The following is a 17,141-nucleotide window of genomic DNA, read 5'->3' on the forward strand; positions in this document are numbered from 1 at the left end:
GCGGCGGCCTGTTCGATCAGGCCGCCGCCGGATGCCCAGCCAGTCCCATCGCGGTGGCTGCTTTGTTCAGCTTTCTATCGCGGGTCCATAATCGGGTGCCTGGTCGCCGCTTGACGGCGCAAAGCAGGTGCAGATCCACGCAGCCTATACCTGACCCATCCAGCCGCTGGCTGTGCAGCAAGGCCAACGCTTCGGCATGCGAGGCTTCTTCGATATGAGGCAGGTTTTGCAGAATCTGCAAGGTGGAATCCCGCTGCGGAAGATTGCCCAATGCGATCTCGGTGATCACCAGAGGGTGCGTCAGGACGCCATCCTGTTCAAGCAAGGGTTGCAGGCTGGTGTTTCTGCCGTCGAAATGATCTATCCAGATCGCGGAATCGACGAGCATCATCGATCTGTTCCTGTTGCCCTCGATCCGTGCCCTCGTCTTCCAGACGCCTGCGTCTTGGTGCGTGAAGGAATGGGCATGGATCGGATCAGCCCCGTACCGCGCTCTTGAATGCCGCTGAAAGGGCGGCAAGCGCATCGCTGGCTCGACCGCTCCTGATCCTGGTGTGCAGCAGGACGGGCAGTCGCGGCAACGTGGGAAGTCCGAGCCTGGGACCCACATCCAGCGCGCCGAACGGCACCATGCGCGGAGACAACGCGGCAACGCCGAGCCCCGCCATGACCGCCGAGGCGACCGCCATGACGCCGCCGCCCACGAAGACTTCGGCCCAGGGTATGCCGGCTTCATCCAGAAGCTGCTCTGCCATCGCACGCACGCCGCAGGGTTCGGCCATGGTGGCCAGGGGCAAAGGCTCTCCCGCGCGATGCTGCCAGCCCGGCGCGGCAAACCAGCCGAATTGCTCTTCGACGACGACATGGCCGTCGCCGCGCTCGACGTGCAGGCGAACCAATACCGTGTCCAGCTCCCTTCGATCGAAGCGCTGCAGCAGGTCATTCGACGACCCGATCCGGATTTCGATCAGCAGTTGCGGGTCTTGCGCGTTCATGCGCGCGATCAGCGCGGGAAGCTCCGGTCCCGCGACATGGTCGCTGATGCCGATGGTCAGGCGCTGCCTGGCCTCGGCGGCGGCGCAAAGCGCACGATCATGGACGGACAGCAGTTCGCGTGCGTGCGCCAGGAAACTTGCGCCTCGCGCCGACAGTTCCACGTATCGGGGCGTGCGCTCGATAAGCCGGAAACCCAGCCGGTCTTCGAGCCGCTTGAGCTTCAGACTCATTGCGGCCTGCGTTGCCCCCAGGGATTCGGCGGCGCGCGTGAAGCTTCCCAATTCGGCGATGCGGACGAAAGCCTTGACGGCATCCAGGTCCAAAGCGGATTCAGTCATTTCAATTGTTTATTGCTGAAATTCACCCGCATAGCATATCCGAATGGATAGCATGAAGGTCCATCATCAGGAGGCCCCTCATGCCACTCGTTCATATTTCTTTGCGCACCGGAAAGACCGACAGCTACCGGCAAGCGATCTTCGATAGTGTCTACCGCGCCATGCGTGACACCTTCAATGTCCCCGACGATGACCAGTTCATGGCCCTGACCGAGCATGACGCCGCGAATTTCCGCTACGGCGCGACGTATCTCGACGTGGCTCGAACCGAGGATCTCGTGTTCATCCAGATCACCGCGAACGACACTCGCACGGTGGAACAGAAGAAAGCCCTGTTCCAGCGGATCGCACAACTTCTGGGCGAAGCGCCCGGCATACGGCCGGAAGATGTGTTCGTGAATCTCGTCGAGGTCAGGAAGGAAAACTGGTCGCTGGGCAACGGCCTCGCGCAATACGCTTGACGTAACGCCGCCTGCAAGGCGATGCGCCGCCCGCGGGTCCGATGGACCGGCGCAATCCCGCGCCATCCGGCTGCGGCGTCATGCTGAAATGGCAAAACCCGCCGCAGCGGGTTTTGTCTTTAAGGGCCGAACCTGGCCCATTCATCGGCAAGGCAGCCCGGAAAGGGCTGCCAGACGCCCGTATCAGGCCGCCACGGCCTCATCGGCATCCACGTTGGCGCCGCTGGCCAGATGGCGGTTCACGGCGCTCAGCACGGCGCGGAACGACGCGGTGACGATGTCGCGGTCGATGCCCACGCCGAAGCCGGTGGGCGAATCGCCCACGCGCATTTCGACGTAGCTGGCGGCGCGGGTGTCGGTGCCGGTGCCGATCGAGTGCTCGTGGTAGTCCATGATGCGGACCGGCACGTCCAGCGCGGCCACGAAGGCCGAGATGGCGCCGTCGCCGCTACCGGTGACCGTGCGGCGTTCGCCGTCGTATTCCAGTTCGGCCGTGATGGTGAACTGCCGGCCTTCGCCGGCGCTGGGATCGCCGTCGATACGGTGACGGATCAGCTTCCACGGGGCGTGCTGCTGCAGGTATTCCTCGTCGAAGATCGTGTAGACGTCTTCGGCGGTGACTTCACGGCCGGTTTCGTCGGTCACGCGCTGGATGGCGCGGCTGAATTCGATCTGCAGGCGGCGCGGCAACACCAGGCCGTGTTCCTGTTCGAGCAGGTACGACACGCCGCCCTTGCCCGACTGGCTGTTTACGCGGATCACGGCGTCGTAGCTGCGGCCCAGGTCGGCCGGGTCGATCGGCAGATAGGGCACTTCCCAGACGGCGTCGGATTTCTGCTGCGCGAAGCCCTTCTTGATGGCGTCCTGGTGCGAGCCCGAGAAGGCCGTGAACACCAGGTCGCCGGCGTAGGGGTGGCGCGGGTGCACGGGCAACTGGTTGCAGTACTCGGCGCAGCGGCGCACTTCGTCGATGTCCGAGAAGTCCAGGCCGGGATGCACGCCCTGCGTGTAGAGATTCAGCGCCAGGGTGACGAGGTCGACGTTGCCGGTGCGCTCGCCGCTGCCGAACAGGCAGCCTTCGATGCGATCGGCGCCGGCCATCACGGCGAATTCGGCGGCGGCCACGGCGGTGCCGCGGTCATTGTGCGGGTGCACGCTCAGGATGATGCTGTCGCGGCGCGCCAGGTTGCGGTGCATCCATTCGATCTGGTCGGCGTACATATTGGGCGTGGTGGCCTCGATGGTGGCCGGCAGATTCAGCACCATCTTGTCCTGCGGCGTGGCGTTCCATTCCTCGGCCACGGCGTTGGACACGGCCAGCGCGAATTCGGGCTCGGTGGTGCTGAACACCTCGGGCGAGTACTGGTAGCGCCACTTCGTCTGCGGGTACTTGGCCATCTCCTGTTTGATCAGGCGCGTGCCGGTCACCGCGATGTTCTTGATCTCGTCCTGGCTCATGTTGAAGACGATCTTGCGGAACGCGGGCGCCACGGCGCTGTACAGGTGGACGATGGCGCACTTGGCGCCTGCCGCCGCTTCCACCGTGCGGGTGATCAGTTCTTCGCGCGATTGCGTCAGCACGATGATGGTCACGTCGTCGGGGATGCGCTTCTCTTCGATCAGCATGCGCACGAAATCGAAGTCGGTCTGCGAGGCCGAGGGAAAGCCCACCTCGATTTCCTTGAAGCCGATCTTCACCAGTTGCTCGAAGAAGCGCAGCTTGCGCTCGATGCTCATCGGCTCGATCAGCGACTGGTTGCCGTCACGCAGGTCGGTGCTCATCCAGATCGGCGCCTGGGTGATGCGGCGGCTGGGCCAGGTGCGGTCGGAGAAATCCTGTTCGAACGGGCGGAACGGTACGTATTTGGCGGCGGGGTTGGCGAGCATCATCGGTACACCTCGGTATCGGGGAATCCGGGCGCCGTCCGCGCGAAAAGGTCGGCGGCGGATGGCGTGGTTTCTGGCATCAAGCCGGAAGTCTGGCCGGATTCGGTTTCAAATGTGGGAACGTGCAGGGAAAGCGGATAGACGCGTGGCAGGCGTGTCGGGTCGGGGTGGGGCCGTACCCAGGCTGCCGAGCTACCACTTGGGGCCCTAGGCCCGGCAACCGATCGGTAGGTGTAGCGATAGCGCTAGTAGGCGTGCGGAGAGCACGCGCAGGCCTGCGACCGAGGCGTCGTTGCGCTCGGTGGCAATTGCGAAGGGGGTGCAATCGAAGGCCATAACCCGTAGTCAAACATATTTTGCGCACACGCGCAATTGAACCCGCCTATCGGAACGGGCCGATGGTAGGTTCAGTGTGTTGCCGCGGCGCGGTCGGCGCAGGCGGAACGCTGGGGGCCGACGTGGACGTGGCGACCGGGATGCCGCCCTGGTCCAGAATGGCCGATTGTTCTCGCACCAGTGCGATCTTGCCGATACGATTGCGGCGCAGTTCCCGGTGTGTGCGTTGCAGGTCGCCCAGCGTGAAGGGCTCTTCGCGGTCGCCCCAGACCCAGCGCAGCACGTCGATGGATTCGTCGGACAGCGAGGCGCGCAGGCTGGCCAGCGTGTTGGCGTCCAGCGGGCGCGCACGCGCCGAGGCCATGTCCGAGTAGATCCACGAACGCAGCAGGAAGAAGACGATGAGCGACCAGATGGCCACCACGCCCCACCAGGCGTAGGGATTGATCCGGGTCAGCAAGTCCACGGTTTGCTGCCCCAGCGAGTGCAGGCTGTCGAAGTTGATCGAACGGCCTACCCCCAGCAGCTTGGACGATACGTAGAGCCAGATGATGGCTGCGACGACGATGACCAGAGCCCGGACGACCAGGCGAGGAATCGCGAGTTTCACCAGGGTTTGGCCAACGATGCGGCTGTCTTGGCGAATGCGTTCGGGCGAAAAGGGATTCATCATGCAAAATATTGTACCTATGACTCGTCCCGCTTTAGAACTCCGTCCTGGTCAGCATCTGACACTGACCCCCCAACTGCAACAGTCGATCCGACTGTTGCAGTTGTCGTCGCTGGAGCTGGAGCAGGAGATTTCCCAGGCCCTGTCCGAGAACCCCCTGCTGGAGCGCGATGAAACGGCCGATCAGGCCGATGCCGCCGATCCGCAGCGCGAGGCTTCGGTCGAGAACGATGACAATCAGCCCGACACCGAATTGCGCATCGAAGAGATGCCGGGCTCGGGTGGCGTGTATCCCGACGACGACAGCGATACGCCGCAGACGGCCCGCACCGACACGCTGCGCGAGCATCTGCTGGGCCAGTTGATCCTGACGCGCGCGGGACCGCGCGACGCCGCGCTGACCGCGTTGCTCATCGACGAACTGGACGAGAACGGCTACCTGGGGTCGCCGCTCGAGGAAATCCTGACGTGGCTGCCCGAAGAGCTCGAGGTCGACCTGGACGAGCTGCGCGCGGCGCTGACGCTGCTGCAATCGTTCGATCCGCCTGGCGTGGGCGCGCGCGACACCGCCGATTGCCTGGTGTTGCAACTGCGCCATCCCGACGTGTCGCGCCTGCCTGAAGCCGCGAATCCCGAGGCGCTGGCCGCCGCGCGGCTGATCTGTGCGCAGCACCTGCCGCTGCTGGCCAGCGGCAACCCCGCGCGGCTGCGCGAGGCCCTGCGTTGCGACGAAGCGACGCAGCGTGCGGCATGCACGCTGATCCAGCGGCTCGATCCGCGGCCCGGCCGCGCCTGGACGGTGCCCGCGGCCGACTACGCGATTCCAGACGTGATCGTGCGCAAGACCCGGCAAGGCTGGCAGGCGGTGCTCAACAGCGCCGTGGTGCCGCGCCTGCAGATCAACGGCCTGTACGCGCAGATGCTGGGCAACCAGCGCGAGTCCAACCATGCGGGCCTGCATGCGCAACTGCAGCAGGCGCGCTGGATGATCCGCAACGTCGAGCAGCGCTTCGACACCATCCTGCGTGTGTCGCAGGCCATCGTGGCGCACCAGGCCGCCTTCTTCAGCCAGGGGCCGGCGGCCATGCGGCCGCTCATCCTGAAGGACATCGCGGGCGAACTCGGCCTGCACGAATCCACCATTTCGCGCGCCACCACGCAGAAGTTCATGCTGACGCCATACGGCACGATGGAGCTCAAGCGCTTCTTCGGCACGGGTGTGGCCACCGACAGCGGCGACTCCGCGTCGGCCACCGCGGTGCAGGAGCACATCCGCCAGATGGTGGCCGGCGAGAACCGCGCCAAGCCGCTGTCCGACAGCCAGATCATGGAGCGCCTGGCCGGCCAGGGCATCGTCATCGCGCGCCGCACGGTCGCCAAGTACCGCGAGGCGCTGCGCATCGCGCCAGCGGCCGTACGCAAGGCGCAGGCCGCCGCGCGCTGATCCCTCATCCTCACGCAGGAACCGTATCGTGACCACACCGATTTCATGGGACGACTTTGCCAAGGTCGAGCTGCGCGTCGGCTGCATCGTCGAGGCCGCGCCCTTTCCCGAGGCGCGCAAGCCGGCCTACAAGCTGATGGTCGACTTCGGACCCGGGATCGGCCAGAAGAAATCCAGCGCGCAGATCACGCATCACTATCGCCCGGAAGACCTGGTGGGCCGCAGGGTGGTGGCCGTGTTGAACTTCCCGCCCAAGCAGATCGGGCCGATCATGTCCGAGTGCCTGGTGACGGGCTTTCACGACGAGAACGGCGATGTCGCCCTGTGCGTGCCGGATCGCGACGTGCCGCTGGGCGCCAGGCTGCTCTGAGCCGCGCGGAGCATCCATGAGCCAGGACAGCGCCAAGCCGCTGCGGCCCCGCAAGGCGCCCACGCAGATGCGTTCGCTGCAGACCGTGGCCGCCATCGTCGAGGCGGCCGCGCAGGTGCTGGAAGCGGAAGGACTGGAAGGTTTCAACACCAACGCGGTGGCCCGGCGCGCGGGCGTCAGCATCGGTTCGCTGTACCAATACTTTCCGGGCAAGGACGCGCTGACGGTCGCCCTGATCGAACGCGAGACCACCAGCTTCTACGACGACGCGCGCGGCGCCCTGGCGCAACGCGGGGGCCGCGCGGCATTGGAATACCTGATCGGCGCCGCCGTGCGCCAGCAGTTGCAGCGTCCCATGCTGGCCCGCCTGCTGGACGTCGAAGAGGCGCGGCCGGCACTGCGCGGCGAGGTCGACAAGCCGCAGGGTTTCCATGCCGTGCTGGTCACGTGCATCCGGCGGGCCAAGCGCGGCTGTGCCCGGCCCGAGGTCGCGGCAAGCGACGTGTCCGCCATCATCCGCGCCATGACCGACGCGGCGGGCGAGCGTGGGGAGCGTGATGTCGCCGACCTGGAACGGCGCATCGGCGCGGCCGTCTTCGGCTATCTGGCGCGTGTGGACGCGGCCTGAAAACAGCGGTTCAAGACCCCGAATGCGAGCAACCGGCATCGACCTCGATGTCCGTCATGCCGCGAGATCGCCTTTTCGCGGGGCCCGCGTGGCAATGCCGTGGCCACAGCCGGATGCGAGTAGTTCAATGTGAGCTTTTGCTTATATTCTGACGTCATCGCAGCGCATGGCAGGACGCCATGCCCGACCCCTTATAGCGAGGCTATGATGACCGGACTGACTACCGCCATGAAGCTCAATCACCTGAGCTTTCCTTCGTCCGACGCAACCGCCACGGCGCGGTTCTTCGAGAATTACCTGGGTTTCACCGTCGACGGGACGTGGGACAAGTCCTACATCCTGAAGCGGCCCGGCTTTGACGTCGTGATCGAGCACGTCGAGGCCACGCCCGCCTGGCCCACGAATTTCCATGGGGGCTTCGAGCTGCCCGACGCCGAAGCGGTGCAGACGCTGTATGCACGCTTCAAGGCCGAAGGCGTCGAGATGGTGTCCGACGTCTTCAACAATGGCCGCGGTTCGCGCTTCTTCTGCCGCGCGCCCGGCGGCGTGATGTTCGAGTTCAACACACGCGCCGACGTGGCGGCCGAGTATCGCGGGACCTTCGACAACTGAGCCCCGCGCGGCATACGGGCTTGCCACGTATGCCCCATTGCCCTGGCCCTCAGTGGCGCGGCTTTTCCTGGTGCCTGACGCCGTCCTTCGGCGGCCGGCTGGCCCAGAAGGAGGCGATCAGCGAACCCGAGATGTTGTGCCACACCGAGAAAATGGCGCCGGGCAGCGCGGCCAGCGCCGAGAAATACTTGTACGCCAGCGCCGCGGCCAGGCCGGAGTTCTGCATGCCGACTTCCAGGGCCAGCGTGCGGCACACCGATTCGTCGAAGCGCAGCAGGCGGCCGCCCCAGTAGCCGCCCAGCAGGCCCAGGGCGTTGTGCAGCATCACGCCCAGCAGCACGATGGGGCCGACGCTGGCGATGCTGGCCTGGCTGGCGGCCACCACGGCGGTCAGGATGGCCAGGATGGCCAGCACCGAGACCAGCGGCAGGACCCCTTCGATCGCGCGCACCACGGGACGCGCGAAGTGGTTCAGCAGCAGTCCCACCGCGACCGGCAGCACGACGATCTTCAGGATATCGATCAGCAGGCCCAGGGTATCGACGGGGATGGCCGCGTCCACGTACAGCAGCGTCAGTAGCGGCGTGGCGATCACGCCCACCAGCGTGGACAAGGCGCCGATGGTGACCGACAGCGCGACGTCGCCGCCCGCCAGGTACACCATCACCGTCGAGCTGGTGCCGCTGGCCACGCTGCCCACCAGGATCATGCCGACCGTCAGTTCGGGCGGCATGTCCAGCAGCTTCGCCAGCAGGAAGGCGGCCAGCGGCATCACCAGGTAATGGATCACGATGCCGGCGACCACGGGAGCGGGCTGCTTCGCCACGCGCCGGAAGTCGGCGAACGTCAGCGTGGCGCCCATGCCCAGCATCACCAGCATCAGCAGGTACTGCACATAGGCAAGCAGGGGGCGGAAAGTGGTTGGCGAAAAATAGGCGACGGCCGAGATGAGCAGCGCCCAAAGAGGGAATAGACGGGTGATGAACGACATGAAGGTGCAGCGTGTGACGCGTCGCGGGCCAGGCCCGGACGGGGCGGTTTTGAGAAGGCGGTTTCCGGGAAAACGGCTTGCGGTGATGCAGGCCCGCCTTTTTAGCATGAGGGGCGTGAAGCCCGGCCCGGGCGGGGCGATCTGCGGTCGAGTTGGCGTTTTGCCACTCTGTCATTGCGCAACGCTTGCGCACCCTAGAATAAAGGACGATAATTATTCTCATGTATATTTGTGTTTGTAACGCTGTCACCGAACGTCAAGTCCGCGCCTGTGTCGACGCGGGTGCCACGTCGCTTGGCGATCTGCAATTCGAACTGGGCGTTGCCTCGTGCTGCGGTTGCTGCGCCGAGACCGCGCTCGCGTACCTGCCGGGGGGGCGCTGCTCCACCGTCTGCGACGTGCGTACGATTGCCATGCCGGTTCCGGTGAGCATGCCCACGGTCCGGGTCGAGAACGACCAGCCGGCCGCCAACATCGGCGCCGTCACCCAGGCCGCCTGATCGTCCCCTGGCCCGGGTCGGGCCGTATCGCCGCGCAACCTCTCGTTCAAGCGGCCTCCTTTTCCCTTTCCTGTCGAATTCAGTCCGTCATGGCCGGGCTGGGCATCGTTGCGTCCGCCGCGCGCGTCAACGACACGACCTCGTCGCAGAAGCCCTGCATCTGCCGGGCCAGGCTGCGCGCGCTGCCGGACGCCGCGGGGCTCATGCATAGCGCCAGTTCGCTGGGCGCGGCGCGAGGCAGCAGGCCGTCGCAGGTCCGCATGGCCGGCGTCAGACAGCGCCGGTCCATCAGCGCGATGCCCAGGCCGCCTTCCAGCGCCGCCTGAATGCCGCCCATGTGCGGGCTTTCGTAGGCGATGCGCCAACGCCGGCCCGCGCTTTCCAGGGCGTGAATGGCACGGTTGCGGTACAGGCAGCCCTGCGGAAACGCGACCAGCGGTACCGGATCGGGCAATTCCCGCATCGGCCAGTCGCGGCAGCCGAGCCATGTCAGGCGTTCGGGCCAGGCCGCCACGCAATCGCCCGCGCCGGGTTCGCGCTTGAACAGCGCCAGATCCAGTTCCCCGCGTTCCAGGCTTCGCGACAGCATGGCGCTGAGATCGCAGCGCATGGTCACGCGCACGGCGGGATGGGCGCGTGCGAAGTCCGCCACCAGCGCCGTCATGCGTTCCACCGCGAAATCGTCCGGTACGCCGACCCGCACCATCTCCACGCCGCGCGTTCCCCTGACCGCCTCGCGGATTTCGGTGGACAACGCCAGCATGCGGCGCGCGTAGCCCAGCAGGCGTTCGCCGTCTTCGGTCAGGCGCACCTGGCGGCCCTCGCGCACGAACAGGTCGCAGCCCAGGGCAGCCTCGAGCTTGCGGATCTGCTGGCTGACGGTGGACTGCGTGCGGTGCACGCGTTCGCCGGCCCGCGTGAAGCCGCCAGCGTCCACGACGGAGACGAAACTATGCAGCAGGTCGAGGTCCATGATGATCCTGTCCAGTGGTTTTTCAAATACTTTTGATCTGAATAAAGAATTTGTCAATGGATGGTGGGCGGCGCAGAATCCCTCTGACGGTCGCGGTCGGGCCGGCCCTTTCTTTCGACTCGTCCCCCATGAAATTCACCGTTGCGCTGCCCGTATCCGCCGCCGTTGCCGCATCGTCCGCAGAACGACCCACGCCATGGGGTTCCATCGCGTTGTTCTGCCTGCTCTGGAGTTCGGCCTTCGCGTCCGCCAAGATCGCCCTGCATGACTGTCCGCCGCTGACGCTGCTGACCGTGCGCTTCCTGATCGCGGGCGTACTGATGCTGGGCATGTCCGCCATCACGGGCGGCCTGCGCCGGATTCCCTATGCCGAATTGCTGTGCCTGGCGGGGTTGGGCGTGCTGAACAATGCCTTCTACCTGGGGTTCAGCTGGAGCGGCATGGCGACGGTGTCGTCCGCCTTCACCGCGGTGTTGATCAGCACCAATCCCCTGCTGATCGGCCTGCTGGCCGGGCCGGTGCTGGGCGAGAAGCTCGGCTGGCGCAAGCTGCTGGGCCTGTGCCTGGGCTTGCTGGGCGTGATGCTGGTGCTGCGCTCACGCCTGGTCGGCATGCACGAAGACCTGCAAGGCACGCTGCACGTGGTGATGGGCTTGCTGGGCCTGGTGGCGGGCACGCTGGCGTACAAGCGCCTGAAGCCGCGCGCCAGCCTGTGGAGCGCGACGGCGGTGCAGTCGTTGGCCGCGTCGCTCGTGTTGCTGCCGTTCGCGTTGCACTACGAGTCGCTCGACCAGGTGCACCTGACGTCCAGCCTGTTCTGGAGCATGGCCTACACCATCGTGCCCGTGTCGATGGGCAGCTACGCCTTGTGGTTCACGATTCTCAGCCGCAACAGCGCCACCTCGGCCAGCGCGCTGCATTTCCTGATGCCGCCGCTGGGCCTGCTGTTCGGCTGGGCCGTGCTGGGCGAGCCGGTGTCGTGGCTCGACATGGCTGGCATCGTGCCGATCGCGTTCGGTATCTGGTTGGCGACGCGCCGGGCCTGATCGCCGGAACTGGCCGCATCGCAGGGGCCGTCTGATGTCTCATCAGATTGCCCTTCGCCCCTGCCGGCGTGAAGTCGATCGACATGTTCCCTGTTTGTTGCCGAACGCCAACATGGCAGTCACGGCCATGTCACGCGCGTTATCGGGTGGCCGGCGCAGCCTATCCGGGTGGATATGACTGGACAGGCCGGGCGGAATCAAGGCGTGCATGCTTCGCCAGCCCGCATGCAGCCGTGTCCGTGGATGCGGGCTGTCGCGCACGCATACTCATTCTCATTCGGTTCACGTTTCCGTATTGCACTCGCAAAGCCGTTTACCAAATGCAGGCAAAGGGTAGTCGCGGCCCTTTGCGCAGTGTTAGCCTTCGTCCATTCGCATGACGTCGGCGTCGTGTCCATGGGCATGCGCATGAATACAAGGAGTTCATCATGAAAGGCGATAAGACAGTCATCCAGTTCCTGAACAAGCAGCTCACCAACGAACTGACTGCCATCAACCAGTACTTCCTGCATGCGCGCATGCTGAACCACTGGGGCCTGAACAAGCTCGGCAAGCATGAGTACGAAGAGTCCATCGGCGAGATGAAGCACGCCGACCGCCTGATCGAACGCATCTTCATGCTCGACGGCCTGCCCAACCTGCAAGACCTGCACAAGCTGCTGATCGGCGAAGACGTGCCCGAATTGCTGGCCTGTGACCTGAAGCTGGAAACGGCGGCCCAGGCCACGGTAAAGGACGCCATCGCCTACTGTGAATCGGTGCGCGACTACGTGTCGCGCGATCTGTTCCAGGACATCCTGGACGACACCGAAGAGCACATCGACTACCTGGAAACCCAGATCGGCCTGATCGATCAGGTCGGCCTGCAGAACTACCTGCAAAGCCAGATGGAAGTGGCCAGCTAAATCGCCGGCTTTCCAGGCCGCGGCATATCGCGCGGCCAGCAAAAAGGGCGCGGAGATGTCTCCGCGCCCTTTTTGCTGGACCGCGCAAGGCGTGGTCCGGGAGGCATCGCGCCGCCTACGGGCGTTGCGGGCACTCGGGAATGGCGCCCCATGCGCGGTTGGGCGCACAGTACTTGTTGCGGGCGTTCCAGGAGCAGGTGGGGCGCTCGAAGAAGCCCTGGTTCGAACACTGGGCCAGTTCGTGGCGCAGGGATTCCTGCCAGTTGCCCGGATTGTTCTGCGGCGCGGCCGGTTGCGCCGGTTGTCCCATGGCCATCGGCTGCGACGGCTGGCCCATGGCCTGCTGGTTGATGGAGACGCCGGGGGCGGGACGGATCGGGGCGACGTTCGGTTGTTGCGGCTGCTGCGCGGTGGGCTGTATGCCAGCGCCCTGGCTGCCCAGCGATTGCAGATCCAGCGTGGTGATGTCGGAGCCGCCGGTGGGCAGCGGCACGTCGGAGTTGGCGGCCAACTGGCGGGCTTCCTCCTGCGAGACGTTGGTGCGCGAGATCTGCACCGACGGGTCGGTGACGGTGTCGAACAGCGAAACGGTGGGAATGGCCCACTCGGCGCCCGCGGGCTTGTCGGGAACGCCCAGGGATCCGTCCACGCGCGGTTGCGGAGGCTGCGCCACGTAGGGGCGGCCATTGGCATCCAGCACGGGTTGCTGGGAGGCTTCGGTTTCTTCCTGCCCGGGAGCGGGCGTGGCCTGCGGAGCATGCGCCACCAGCCAGTCACCCAGTTGGATGCCCCCGAAGGCGGCCGCGCCGACCGCCAGCAGAAGCACCGCGAACAATACACGCCACGACATTGATACCCTCTACCGCCTGCCTGGGCAGGCTATACCTTGTCTGCGAAGACCTTGCCGCCATGCTCGCGCATGGCGTGAAATTTAACGTTTGGATACAGCTCTTCGGCTACCCGCAGCTGGGCCGCGGAACCGCTCAGGAAGGCCACCGCATCGACGACATCATAGGCGATATGGGCGGCATTGGCATCCATGAACTTGCGCAACGCCTTGGGGTCGTCCGAGGTGATCCAGCGCGCCATGTTATAGCGCGAGGGCATCATCCGGGCGTCCACGCCGTACTCCGCCTTCAAGCGGTGGGCCACCACTTCGAACTGCAGCTGGCCGACCGCGCCCAGCAGCAACGCGCCACCGGCCGCCTCGGGGCGGAACACCTGGATGGCGCCCTCTTCGCCCAATTGGGTCAGGCCGATGCGCAATTGCTTGGTGCGCAGTGGATCTTTGACCTCGACCGCCTGGAAGAGTTCGGGGGCGAAGAACGGCAGGCCGGTGAAGCGCAGCGACTCGCCTTCGGTCAATACGTCCCCTAATTGCAGCACGCCGTGGTTGGGGATGCCGATGACGTCCCCGGCATAGGCCTCGTCCAGCAGCTCGCGGCGCTGGGACAGGAACGACACCACGTTGTTGGGCCGCATTTCCTTGTTGTTGCGCGCCACCTTCAGGCGCATGCCGCGCTCGAAGCGGCCCGAGCTGACGCGCACGAACGCCACGCGGTCGCGGTGCGCCGGGTCCATGTTGGCCTGCACCTTGAAGACCACGCCCGTGAACTTGGGCTCTTCGGGCTGCACGGTGCGTTCCAGCGCGATGCGGGCGCCCGGCGGCGGGGCTTGTTCGACCAGGGCGTCCAGCACTTCCTGCACGCCGAAGTTGTTGATGGCCGAGCCGAAGAACACGGGCGTCTGCTTGCCCGCCAGGAAGGCGTCGCGGTCGAAGGCGGGCGACGCCTCGGTGATCAGGTCGATCTCGCCGCTGGCCTGCTCGAAGGCGGCGCCGAAGCGCTGGGCGATCTCGGGATTCTTCAGGCCCTGGATGATGTCGTCGTCGTCCGAACGGCGTTCCTGGCCCGGACGGAACAGGCGCATGCGGTCGCGGCGGATGTCGAACACGCCGCCGAAGGCCTTGCCCATGCCGACCGGCCACGAGAACGGCACGGCGTCCATGCCGATGTGCGATTCGATCTCGGACAGCAGTTCCAGCGGCTCGCGGACTTCACGGTCCATCTTGTTGATGAACGTGATGATCGGCGTGTTGCGCGCACGGCAGACCTGCAGCAGGCGGATGGTCTGCGGTTCGACACCGTTGGCGGCGTCGATCACCATCAGCGCCGCATCCACGGCGGTCAGCACGCGGTAGGTGTCTTCGGAGAAGTCCTGGTGGCCCGGGGTGTCCAGCAGGTTGATGACGCAGTCGCGGTATTCCATCTGCATCACGGACGAGGCCACCGAGATGCCGCGCTGCTTTTCGATTTCCATCCAGTCGGACGAGGCGTGGCGCGAGGCCTTGCGGGCCTTCACGCTGCCGGCGATCTGGATGGCGCCTGCGAACAGCAGCAGCTTCTCGGTCAGCGTGGTCTTGCCCGCGTCCGGGTGGGAAATGATGGCGAACGTGCGTCGCCGCGCGACTTCTTGGGTGATGGTCATGATGCGGGGATTTTACAAGCGGCGTCCTGGGGGCGGCCCGGCGCGCTTACGTATGGCGGCGGAACGTGGCCAGCACGACGCCGGCCAGGATGAACAGCGAGCCGAACACCCGGTTCATCAGGCGGATGTGGCTGGCGCTGCGCAGCAGGCGCAGCACCTTGGCGGCCAGCAGCGTGTAGACGCCCATGGCCACCAGGTCGGTGAAGGCCAGCGTGCCGGCGATCGCCAGGTACTGCGGCGTCAGCGACAGCGCGGGATCGACGAACTGCGGCACCACGGCCATCAGGAACACCGTGCCCTTGGGGTTGGTGATGTTGATGAGCATGCCGCGCACGATCAGGTCGCGGATCGAGGACTGGCCGGGATCGCCGCCGTCGACCGCCACGGGGGCGGCGTCGGTGCGGATCTGGCGGATGCCCAGGTAGATCAGGTAGGCCACGCCCAGGTACTTCACCACCGCGAAGGCGGTTTCGGACGTGGCCAGCAACGCGCCCAGCCCCACCGCCACGATCATGAACTGGATCAGGATGCCCAGGATCAGGCCGGCCGTGTTCCAGTAGCCGCGCGCGAAGCCGTACTTCAGCCCCGACGACATGGCCGAGATGGCCCCGGCGCCGGGCGAGAAGGAAATGGCCCAGGAGGCAACGAAGAAGGTCAACCAGGTCGACAGCGGCATGATCCAGGATGCGTGGCGTGGAGGATCGGCGAGTTTACTTGCCCAGCAGCACGCCCGCACGCGGGTTGCCGCCCTGGCGGGCACCGCCGTTGCGCGGGGCGCCGCCCTCGGGACGCGGCGAGCCCTGGGAACGGCCGGCATCCCTGTGGCCGCCCTCGCGGCGTTCGCCGGAGGCCTGGCGGTCGCCGCTACGCGGCTGCGCGGCGCGGGCCGGCTGCTGCGGGCGGCCATTGCCGCTGCCCTGGCCGCGGCCGCCGGCATTGCCCTGGGCCGGACGGCCGCCATTGCCTTGGCTGGCGCGAGCGCCGTTGCCCTGGCTGCCGCGTCCGCCGCCGTTGCCGCCCCGATTGCCGGCGCCCTGGCCCTGGCGGCGGCCGCCGCCGCGCGGGCGGTCGTCGTCGTCACGGTCGTCTTCGGGCTCATCGGCGGCGCTGCGCGCGGGCGGCACCCAGCCGGCCACGGGCTTGCGCTCGATGGTCTTGCTGATCAGGCGTTCGATGGCCTTGAGCAGCTTGATTTCGCTGTCGTCGACCAGCGAGATCGCCGAGCCGGTGGCGCCCGCGCGGCCGGTACGGCCGATGCGGTGCACGTAATCTTCAGGGACGTTCGGCAGTTCGAAGTTGATCACCAGCGGCAACTGGTCGATGTCCAGGCCGCGGGCGGCGATGTCGGTGGCCACCAGCACGGCGACGCTGCCGTCCTTGAAGCCCGACAGCGCGCGGGTACGGGCCGATTGGCTCTTGTTGCCGTGGATCGCGGCGGCCGACAGACCGTCCTTCACCAGCTTTTCGGCCAGGCGGTTGGCGCCGTGCTTGGTGCGCGTGAACACCAGCACCTGGTGCCAGCCGTTTTCCTGGATCAAGTGGCTGACCAGGTCGCGCTTGTGCGACTGGGCCACGGTGTGCACGGTCTGCGTGACCAGCTCGGTGGCGGTGTTGCGCGGCGTGACCGAGACTTCGCCCGGATCGTGCAGCACGCCGCGCGCCAGCGTACGGATCTCGTCGGAGAACGTGGCCGAGAACAGCAGGTTCTGGCGTTGCTTGGGCAGCAGGGCAAGCACTTTGCGGATGTCGCGGATGAAGCCCATGTCCAGCATGCGGTCGGCTTCGTCCAGCACCAGGATCTCGACGCCCGACAGGTCGATCGTGCGTTGGCCGGCGTGGTCCAGCAGGCGGCCGGGCGTGGCCACCAGGATGTCCAGCGGCTTCTTCAGCGCGCTGATCTGCGGGTTGATGTTGACGCCGCCGAACATCACCATGGCCGACAGGCCGGTGTACTTGCCGTAGGTCTGCACCGATTCGGCGACCTGGGCGGTCAGCTCGCGGGTGGGGGTCAGGATCAGGCAGCGCGGACGGCCGGGCTTTTTCAGCGCGGGCTTGGTCTGCGACAAGCGCTGCAGGATGGGCAGCGTGAAGCCGGCGGTCTTGCCCGTGCCGGTCTGCGCGGCGGCCAGCAGGTCGCCACCCTTGAGCACCTGCGGAATGGCCTGTGCCTGAATGGGGGTGGGCGCGGTGTAGCCGGTCTCGGCGATCGCGCGCAACAGCGAATCGACCAGTCCGAGGTCGGCGAAGGAAACAGTGGTAGTCAAGACAACTCCAGCGGCAAGCCTGTCGCTCAGGGGGAGCGACACCAATCCAGGCATGCAAATGAGGAGAAAGGGGGCCGGACCCGTCGGGGTTATGAGGCGGCGGGAGCCCCGGCACAGGCGGCGAGATTGCGCCTGCGGCGGCGTGCTGATTGGGATAGCACGCGGCGCATTGTAGCTGATCTTACTGAAAACCTGGGCGGTGAAGATCACCGCGTGGTTGAGACTTATGCTCT

Annotated in this window: 18 protein-coding genes; 8 read left to right on the plus strand and 10 right to left on the minus strand. The window is 66.1% G+C overall.

Annotation, left to right across the window (positions count from 1 at the left end; genetic code table 11):
- Positions 1 to 16: 16 nt before the first annotated feature.
- Together A7W11_RS02150 and A7W11_RS02155 are read right to left on the minus strand one after the other, a co-directional pair.
- Positions 17 to 391: a type II toxin-antitoxin system VapC family toxin gene (locus A7W11_RS02150; protein WP_066407153.1), complete on the minus strand. Its 375-nt coding sequence runs from the start codon at positions 389 to 391 to the stop codon at positions 17 to 19.
- An 85-nt stretch (positions 392 to 476) separates the two neighbouring features.
- On the minus strand, positions 477 to 1,334 hold the full coding sequence (locus tag A7W11_RS02155) for a LysR substrate-binding domain-containing protein (protein WP_066407157.1): 858 nt from the start codon (positions 1,332 to 1,334) through the stop codon (positions 477 to 479).
- 80 nt (positions 1,335 to 1,414) lie between these two features.
- On the opposite strand from A7W11_RS02155, the gene A7W11_RS02160 reads away from it, so the two are divergent.
- Positions 1,415 to 1,795, plus strand: coding sequence for a tautomerase family protein (locus tag A7W11_RS02160; RefSeq protein WP_066407159.1), 381 nt, complete (start codon positions 1,415 to 1,417; stop codon positions 1,793 to 1,795).
- A 183-nt stretch (positions 1,796 to 1,978) separates the two neighbouring features.
- On the opposite strand, the gene leuA is transcribed toward A7W11_RS02160, so the two are convergent.
- Together leuA and A7W11_RS02170 are read right to left on the minus strand one after the other, a co-directional pair.
- Positions 1,979 to 3,685 (minus strand): 2-isopropylmalate synthase, encoded by a 1,707-nt coding sequence (leuA, locus tag A7W11_RS02165; protein WP_066407161.1) that lies wholly within the window; start codon positions 3,683 to 3,685, stop codon positions 1,979 to 1,981.
- A 379-nt stretch (positions 3,686 to 4,064) separates the two neighbouring features.
- A complete protein-coding gene (locus tag A7W11_RS02170) occupies positions 4,065 to 4,691 on the minus strand; it encodes a hypothetical protein (RefSeq protein WP_156522968.1) in 627 nt (208 codons plus the stop codon).
- A gap of 16 nt (positions 4,692 to 4,707) precedes the next feature.
- Here A7W11_RS02170 and rpoN point away from each other — a divergent pair, with 16 nt between their 5' ends.
- From rpoN to A7W11_RS02190, 4 genes are all read left to right on the plus strand, one after another.
- Complete coding sequence (rpoN, locus tag A7W11_RS02175) at positions 4,708 to 6,132, plus strand: RNA polymerase factor sigma-54 (protein ID WP_459562131.1); 1,425 nt, start codon at positions 4,708 to 4,710, stop codon at positions 6,130 to 6,132.
- A gap of 28 nt (positions 6,133 to 6,160) precedes the next feature.
- On the plus strand, positions 6,161 to 6,502 hold the full coding sequence (locus A7W11_RS02180) for a tRNA-binding protein (protein WP_066407175.1): 342 nt from the start codon (positions 6,161 to 6,163) through the stop codon (positions 6,500 to 6,502).
- 16 nt (positions 6,503 to 6,518) lie between these two features.
- Positions 6,519 to 7,130: a TetR/AcrR family transcriptional regulator gene (locus A7W11_RS02185; RefSeq protein ID WP_066407178.1), complete on the plus strand. Its 612-nt coding sequence runs from the start codon at positions 6,519 to 6,521 to the stop codon at positions 7,128 to 7,130.
- A 207-nt stretch (positions 7,131 to 7,337) separates the two neighbouring features.
- Complete coding sequence (locus A7W11_RS02190; RefSeq protein WP_173678803.1) at positions 7,338 to 7,742, plus strand: VOC family protein; 405 nt, start codon at positions 7,338 to 7,340, stop codon at positions 7,740 to 7,742.
- A gap of 49 nt (positions 7,743 to 7,791) precedes the next feature.
- Here A7W11_RS02190 and panS read toward each other — a convergent pair whose 3' ends face one another.
- Positions 7,792 to 8,733 (minus strand): ketopantoate/pantoate/pantothenate transporter PanS, encoded by a 942-nt coding sequence (panS, locus tag A7W11_RS02195; RefSeq protein WP_066407186.1) that lies wholly within the window; start codon positions 8,731 to 8,733, stop codon positions 7,792 to 7,794.
- Between the two features lie 221 nt (positions 8,734 to 8,954).
- Between panS and A7W11_RS02200 the strand changes: the two genes are divergently transcribed.
- Positions 8,955 to 9,233 (plus strand): (2Fe-2S)-binding protein, encoded by a 279-nt coding sequence (locus A7W11_RS02200; RefSeq protein WP_066407192.1) that lies wholly within the window; start codon positions 8,955 to 8,957, stop codon positions 9,231 to 9,233.
- Between the two features lie 79 nt (positions 9,234 to 9,312).
- On the opposite strand, the gene A7W11_RS02205 is transcribed toward A7W11_RS02200, so the two are convergent.
- Positions 9,313 to 10,206, minus strand: a complete 894-nt coding sequence (locus A7W11_RS02205; protein ID WP_066407195.1) for a LysR family transcriptional regulator — start codon at positions 10,204 to 10,206, stop codon at positions 9,313 to 9,315.
- A gap of 128 nt (positions 10,207 to 10,334) precedes the next feature.
- Here A7W11_RS02205 and A7W11_RS02210 point away from each other — a divergent pair, with 128 nt between their 5' ends.
- Complete coding sequence (locus tag A7W11_RS02210; protein WP_066407199.1) at positions 10,335 to 11,252, plus strand: DMT family transporter; 918 nt, start codon at positions 10,335 to 10,337, stop codon at positions 11,250 to 11,252.
- Positions 11,253 to 11,680: 428 nt separating this feature from the next.
- Entirely contained in the window at positions 11,681 to 12,157 is a 477-nt protein-coding gene (gene bfr / locus A7W11_RS02215) for a bacterioferritin (RefSeq protein ID WP_066124354.1), read from the plus strand.
- 115 nt (positions 12,158 to 12,272) lie between these two features.
- Here the strand turns inward: bfr and A7W11_RS02220 are convergent, their stop codons facing one another.
- The 4 genes from A7W11_RS02220 to A7W11_RS02235 are packed head-to-tail and all read right to left on the minus strand — an operon-like array spanning position 12,273 to position 16,908.
- Positions 12,273 to 13,007 carry a hypothetical protein gene (locus tag A7W11_RS02220; RefSeq protein WP_066407203.1) on the minus strand — a complete coding sequence of 245 codons (735 nt, stop codon included), beginning with the start codon at positions 13,005 to 13,007 and terminating at the stop codon, positions 12,273 to 12,275.
- A gap of 29 nt (positions 13,008 to 13,036) precedes the next feature.
- Complete coding sequence (locus tag A7W11_RS02225; RefSeq protein ID WP_066407206.1) at positions 13,037 to 14,644, minus strand: peptide chain release factor 3; 1,608 nt, start codon at positions 14,642 to 14,644, stop codon at positions 13,037 to 13,039.
- A 46-nt stretch (positions 14,645 to 14,690) separates the two neighbouring features.
- Positions 14,691 to 15,320, minus strand: coding sequence for a LysE family transporter (locus A7W11_RS02230; RefSeq protein ID WP_066407213.1), 630 nt, complete (start codon positions 15,318 to 15,320; stop codon positions 14,691 to 14,693).
- A gap of 34 nt (positions 15,321 to 15,354) precedes the next feature.
- Positions 15,355 to 16,908, minus strand: coding sequence for a DEAD/DEAH box helicase (locus tag A7W11_RS02235; protein WP_218188563.1), 1,554 nt, complete (start codon positions 16,906 to 16,908; stop codon positions 15,355 to 15,357).
- Positions 16,909 to 17,141 lie beyond the last annotated feature (233 nt).

It is taken from the genome of Bordetella ansorpii (assembly GCF_900078315.1).
In the GTDB taxonomy this organism is placed as follows: domain Bacteria; phylum Pseudomonadota; class Gammaproteobacteria; order Burkholderiales; family Burkholderiaceae_B; genus Bordetella; species Bordetella ansorpii.